This is a genomic window from Pseudomonas sp. SDO5591_S426 (genome assembly GCF_054070755.1).
In genome coordinates this window covers 1-5911 of record NZ_JBSVXD010000270.1, presented here as the reverse complement: position 1 = coordinate 5911, position 5911 = coordinate 1, and the positions used below count along the sequence as shown (strand labels likewise).

8 protein-coding genes are annotated in these 5911 nt (G+C 61.3%); 5 read left to right on the top strand and 3 right to left on the bottom strand.

Going from position 1 to position 5911, the window contains the following annotated elements:
* Positions 1 to 40: 40 nt before the first annotated feature.
* Genes ACW9JC_RS28220 through ACW9JC_RS28210 form a run of 3 tightly spaced genes read right to left on the bottom strand, consistent with a single transcriptional unit; the run spans position 41 to position 1432 of the window.
* The gene (locus ACW9JC_RS28220; RefSeq protein ID WP_457459141.1) at positions 41 to 256 is read right to left on the bottom strand and encodes a DUF1289 domain-containing protein; all 216 of its coding nucleotides are present in this window, start codon (positions 254 to 256) and stop codon (positions 41 to 43) included.
* Positions 253 to 777: a gamma carbonic anhydrase family protein gene (locus tag ACW9JC_RS28215; protein WP_027924900.1), complete on the bottom strand. Its 525-nt coding sequence runs from the start codon at positions 775 to 777 to the stop codon at positions 253 to 255. The genes ACW9JC_RS28220 and ACW9JC_RS28215 overlap by 4 nt, the downstream gene beginning before the upstream one ends.
* A gap of 55 nt (positions 778 to 832) precedes the next feature.
* Entirely contained in the window at positions 833 to 1432 is a 600-nt protein-coding gene (locus ACW9JC_RS28210) for a CoA pyrophosphatase (RefSeq protein WP_338584926.1), read from the bottom strand.
* A gap of 147 nt (positions 1433 to 1579) precedes the next feature.
* Here ACW9JC_RS28210 and ACW9JC_RS28205 point away from each other — a divergent pair, with 147 nt between their 5' ends.
* From ACW9JC_RS28205 to ACW9JC_RS28185, 5 genes are all read left to right on the top strand, one after another.
* Complete coding sequence (locus ACW9JC_RS28205) at positions 1580 to 2128, top strand: NUDIX hydrolase (protein WP_457459138.1); 549 nt, start codon at positions 1580 to 1582, stop codon at positions 2126 to 2128.
* Between the two features lie 52 nt (positions 2129 to 2180).
* Positions 2181 to 2684: a L,D-transpeptidase family protein gene (locus ACW9JC_RS28200; RefSeq protein WP_338584924.1), complete on the top strand. Its 504-nt coding sequence runs from the start codon at positions 2181 to 2183 to the stop codon at positions 2682 to 2684.
* Positions 2685 to 2975: 291 nt separating this feature from the next.
* A complete protein-coding gene (locus ACW9JC_RS28195) occupies positions 2976 to 3707 on the top strand; it encodes a GntR family transcriptional regulator (protein ID WP_457459136.1) in 732 nt (243 codons plus the stop codon).
* A 16-nt stretch (positions 3708 to 3723) separates the two neighbouring features.
* The gene (gene nagA / locus ACW9JC_RS28190) at positions 3724 to 4830 is read left to right on the top strand and encodes an N-acetylglucosamine-6-phosphate deacetylase (RefSeq protein ID WP_457459134.1); all 1107 of its coding nucleotides are present in this window, start codon (positions 3724 to 3726) and stop codon (positions 4828 to 4830) included.
* Positions 4811 to 5833, top strand: a complete 1023-nt coding sequence (locus ACW9JC_RS28185; protein WP_457459132.1) for an SIS domain-containing protein — start codon at positions 4811 to 4813, stop codon at positions 5831 to 5833. Before nagA ends, ACW9JC_RS28185 begins: the two co-directional genes overlap by 20 nt.
* Positions 5834 to 5911 lie beyond the last annotated feature (78 nt).

Genomic DNA, 5911 nt, shown 5'->3' with positions numbered 1-5911 from the left:
ATCCCTTGTAGGAGCTGCCGCAGGCTGCGATCTTTTGATCTTATCGGCCAGGCGTTTTACCGATCATCCACACCAACCCACTGGCCTTCGCCCGCTCATGACACAACCCCAGCACCTTGCGCCGCTCGGCATTGTCCATACGGCTCCAACGGGTGATTTCTTCCACTGTGCGCTGGCAACCGGTGCAGATGTCATCGTCATCCAGCGCGCAAATACTCACGCAGGGCGACGCCACCGGGCGTTCAGGCGTGCTCATTCTTCCTGCTCGGCCAGATCGCGGGCGTAGCGCTGCGAGTTATGCACATAGTGAGCGGCACTGGCTTCCAGCATTTTCTTCTGCGGCTCGGTCAGCTCGCGCACCACTTTGCCGGGCGAGCCCATGACCAGCGAGCCGTCCGGAATCTCTTTGCCTTCGCCAATCAGCGAATTGGCGCCGATGATGCAGTTCTTGCCGATCTTCGCGCCGTTGAGGATCACCGCGTTGATCCCGATCAGGCTGTAGTCGCCCACGGTGCAGCCATGGAGCATCGCGTTGTGGCCAATGGTCACGCCGGTGCCGATGGTCAGCGGATAGCCCATGTCGGTGTGCATCACGGTGCCGTCCTGGACGTTGCTGTTCTTGCCGATCAGGATCAGCTCATTGTCGCCGCGCAGCACGGCGTTGAACCAGACGTTGGCGCCCTCTTCCAGCTTGACCTTGCCCACCAGCACGGCATTGGGTGCGACCCAGCTCTGTGGGTGGGTTTCGACGCGGGCGTCGCCCAGACGGTATTTCATCGTGATTTTCCTCAGGGCTCAGGCAGCCGCGTTTTCAGGCCATTCGAACGATGGCTCAGGTATTGATAAAGCTTTTGGGTGGCTGGTGCAGACTGATTTTCGCGTCATAGAGCAGATTGATCAACTCGACGACCATGATCGCCGTCAGCCCCCAGATCTTGTACTCGCCATAGCGGTAGCTCGGCACGTACCAGCTGCGGCCCTGGTAATCGATGCGGTGGGTGTGCTCACGCGGGTCTTTGCGGAAGAACTCCAGCGGAACGCTGAACACCGCGGCGATCTCGGCATCATTGGCCCGGTACTCGACGAAATCCGGAATCACGCCGACATAAGGCGTGACCTTGATGCCATGCAGGGAGATCAGCGGGCTGAGCGGGCCGATCACCTCGACCAGACCCGGCGGCAGGCCGATCTCTTCTTCGGCTTCGCGCAGGGCGGTGAAAATCAGGTCCGGGTCTTCGGGGTCACGGCGTCCGCCGGGGAAAGCGACTTCGCCGCCATGGGTCGAGAGCCCGCTTGCACGCAGGGTCAACACCAGTTCCGGTTCGTCACTGCGGGTGATGGGCACCAGTACGGCGGCCTCGGGGAAACGGCGGTCGGTCTCCAGCGTGCGCGGTGTGTGGTTGCTTACCCGATGCAGTAGCTCGTCCAGCATGAGTGTTCTCGATCTGTGCCTTACCCGGCATCATGCACCAATCGCTGCGACCGCCCAACCCCCGCAACAGCCCCATGTCGCGAAACGACAACTTGCCGACAGACACCGCCGCACGCCAAGATAGGCGCAGCATTCAGGAACCCAAGCATGAAATTTTGCAGTCAGTGCGGCAACCCGGTGACCCAGCGCATTCCCGAAGGCGATTCACGCCTGCGTTTTGTCTGCGACAGCTGTCACACCATTCATTACCAGAACCCCAATATCGTCGCTGGCTGCGTCGCGACCTGGGGCACCAAGGTCTTGCTCTGCCGCCGCGCGATAGAGCCGCGCCTGGGTTACTGGACCCTGCCCGCCGGTTTCATGGAGAACGGTGAGACCATCGAGCAGGCGGCCATTCGCGAAACCGCCGAGGAAGCCTGCGCCCGGGTGCGCAACCTGAGCATCTATACGCTGATCGATGTGCCGCACATCAGCCAGGTGCATGTGTTCTTCCGCGCCGAACTGGCGGACCTGGACTTTGCCGCCGGTCCCGAGAGCCTGGAAGTGCAACTATTCGACGAAGCGGACATTCCGTGGGACGAGCTGGCTTTCCGCACAGTGGGCCGTACCTTAGAATGCTTCTTCGCTGACCGGCGGACCGAGGTCTACCCCGTGCGGTCCGAATCAATCCCGCCGCTTGCTCAGCCTGCCAACTAAAAAAACACCTATAAATATATATAGTCGCGACACCTCCTGGGGAATCGTTTCAATGCGCTGGTTGCTTGCCCTGTTCTGTTTGTCGTTCGTAGCGGTGTCCCAGGCTTCGGCCGTGGGATCGCTCGACGGCAAGGTCATCGAGAAAGTCCTGGTTCTCAAGTCTTCCCATCAATTGCAATTGATCAATGACGGCAAGCCGATCAAGACCTATCGCATTTCCCTGGGCAAACGCCCCAAGGGACAGAAGCTGATGGAAGGCGATAAACGCACGCCAGAAGGCTTCTATTGGCTCGACTGGCGCAAGACCAGTGAAAAATTCAACCTGGCGATGCACATTTCCTACCCGAACATCAGCGACTCCGCCCGTTCACGGCGTGAAGGCGTCGATCCCGGCGGCATGATCATGATCCATGGCACGCCGGACACCGAAGACAATCCCGAGCAACTGTTCCACACCCTGGACTGGACCGACGGCTGCATCGCCATGCGCAACATGGACATGCGCGAAGTCTGGAACCTGGTGCCGGATGGCACGATGATCGAAATCCGCCCGTAATTCCCCACGACCATTGGTCGCCCTCGAAAAATAAATTCAAGAGATCGCAGCCTGCGACAGCTCCTACAGGGTGAATACCATTTCCCTCTGTAGGAGCTGCCGCAGGCTGCGATCTTTGTCGTTCTAAATTCCAGCGCTAATACCACTTCAAACCAACCTGCTTCCAGCCGTCCAGATTCAGGGCGTTTTCACGCGTCTACGGTCAAGCACTGCGTTGACATGGTATTCAAGTGGTATTAATTTTCTGGCACACCGAGCGACAATTCCTACATACGTTTCGGACAGCCAACCATGAACGACCTCAAGGCCTTGCGCCCCGACGACACCCAACCCACGCCGCTGTACCTGCAACTGGCGCGCAATCTGGAAGCGGCGATTCATGCCGGCCAGTGGAAAGCCGAGCAGGCAATGCCGTCGGAACGCAATCTCAGCGAAATATTGGGCATCTCCCGCGTCACCGCACGCAAGGCGTTGGAGGTGTTGTTCGAACAAGGCCTGATCCGCCGCAACCAAGGCTCCGGCACGTTCATCACGCCGCGCCTGGAACAACCGCTGTCGCGTCTTTCCGGTTTCAGCGAAATGCTCCGCCTCAAGGGTTTCGTGCCTGGCTCGCAATGGCTGGAACGAGAAATCACCCTGCCGACCCACGAAGAACTGATCCGCCTCGGCCTGTCGCCCAACGACAAAGTTGCGCGCCTCAAACGCCTGCGCAAGGCCGACGACACCGTGATGGCCATCGAGATGAGCACCCTGCCCGCCTCGATCATTCCCAAGCCGCAAGCAGTCGGCGACTCCCTTTACGAATACCTCGACGGCATCGGCAAACCGATCGTCCGCGCGTTGCAGCACATTCAGGCGATCAATGCCTCGGACGAGTTCGCCGCACTGGTCGGCATTGCCCCCGGCACCGCCATGCTGCTGATGACCCGGGTTGGCTACCTCGAAGACAACACGCCCATAGAAGTCACCGACACCTATTGCCGCAACGACTACTACGACTTTGTGGCTGAGCTGCGTCGCTAAAAACCGAGATCCAGACATGTCCGAAGATAACATCCTCACCGCCCACGGCTGGGTTCGCGGCCGACTGGTTCACGAACACCGCAAAGTCGTGTCGATCGAAGGCCAGCCCTGCGATCCGGCAGACAACGACCTGCCTTACCTGCTCCCGGGTTTCATCGACCTACACGTTCACGGCGGCGGCGGCAAAGACATCATGGAAGGCGCACCCGCGTTCGAAACCATCACCAAAACCCACGTGCGCTTCGGCACCACATCGCTGCTGGCCACCACCATGACCGCGCCGAGCGAGGAAATCTCCAGCGTGCTCAAAGCCGTCGGCGAGTTCTGTGAGCAGCGCCCCAAGGGCAGCGCCCGAGTCCTCGGCGTGCACCTCGAAGGCCCGTACATCAACCCCGGCAAACTCGGTGCCCAACCGAATTTCGCCCACACCGCGCTGATGGCCGAAGTCGAAGAGTACCTGGCGCTGGCGCCGATTCGCGTCATCACCATCGCCCCGGAAATCGCCGGTCACGATGCCCTGATCCGCGCCCTCAGCAGCCGAGGCGTGCGCATGCAGATCGGCCACACACTCGGCAGTTATGAGGAAGGCGTCGCCGCGCTGGAAGCCGGCGCGACCAGTTTCACGCATCTCTATAACGCCATGAGCCCGTTGCATCACCGCGAGCCGGGCATCGTCGGCGCGGCGCTGGCCCACGCCAAATTCGCCGAGCTGATTCCCGACTTGCTGCATGTACACCCCGGCGCGATCCGCGTGGCCCTGCGTTCGATCCCGTGCCTGTATTGCGTCACCGACTCGACCGCCGCCGCGGGCATGCCCGACGGTGAATACAAGCTCGGCAGCCACACCGTGACCAAATGCCTGGGCGGCGTGCGCCTGCCGGACGGCACGCTGGCCGGCAGCACGCTGACCATGGATCAGGCCCTGCGCAACCTGGTGAAGATCGGTTTGCCGATCGCCGAGGCCTCGCAGCGTCTGTCGCAATTCCCCGCCGATTACCTCGGCATCACCGAACGCGGGCGCCTGCAACCGGGGGCCTGGGCCGACTGCGTGCGGCTGGATCGCTCACTGAAACTGACCGCCGTCATGGTCGAAGGAGAAGACATTGACTTCAAAAATGCTTGAAGAGGCGCTGTCCTCGTTCGAGGCCGTGCAAGCCCAATTGCAGCAACTCGACCCACAAATGATCGAGATTGCCGGGCGCCTGCGCCGTCAGCCGCCGCAAGTGGTGATGACTGTTGCGCGCGGCAGCTCCGACCACGCGGCCAGTTACTTCGCCTACCTGACCATGCAACTGCTGGGCTATCCGGTAGCCTCGTTGCCGATGTCGGTGGTGACCATGCAGCAGGCTCCGCTGAAGGTCAGCGGCCAGGTGGCGTTCGCCTTCTCGCAATCGGGGCAGAGTCCTGATCTGGTCAACAGTCTGCGCCTGTTGCGCAAACGCGGTGCCTTGAGCGTTTCGCTGGTCAACGCCGCAGACTCGCCGCTGGAAGCCGCCTGCGAATTCAGCCTGCCGCTGTTGGCTGGCACCGAAAGCAGCGTCGCCGCGACCAAGAGTTTTATCGCCACCCTCAGCGCCAGTGCCCGATTGATCGGCCACTGGAAAGAAGATGCCGAATTGCTCGAAGCCGGTCGCGCCTTGCCCGAAGGCCTGCGCGAGGCAGCGCAACAGGACTGGCGCCCGGCCATCGAGGCTTTGCGCGATTGTCAGCGCTTGATGGTGATCGGCCGTGGCGCCGGCTTCGCCATCGCTCAGGAAGCGGCGCTCAAGTTCAAGGAAACCTCGGCCATTCAGGCCGAAGCCTTCAGCAGCGCTGAAGTGCGTCACGGCCCAATGGCGTTGATCGGCGACAACTACCCGCTGCTGGTTTTCGCCCCACGGGGTGCCGAGCAGGCCGGTTTGCTGAGCTTGGCCGCCGACATGCGCCAGCGCGGTGCGCGCGTCCTGCTGGCAGCGCCGGATGACGTGCTCGAACGCGACTTGACCCTGACCCGCGCCGAACACCCGGCCCTCGATCCGATCCTGGCGATCCAGAGCTTCTACGTAATGGCCGCCGGTCTGGCAGTTGCTCGCGGCATGGACCCGGACCAGCCACGACACCTGAGCAAAGTCACGCGCACCCATTGAAATAAATACCCCTGTAGGAGCTGTCGAGTGAAACGAGGCTGCGATCTTTTGATCTTGCATTTAAAAAGATCGCAACCT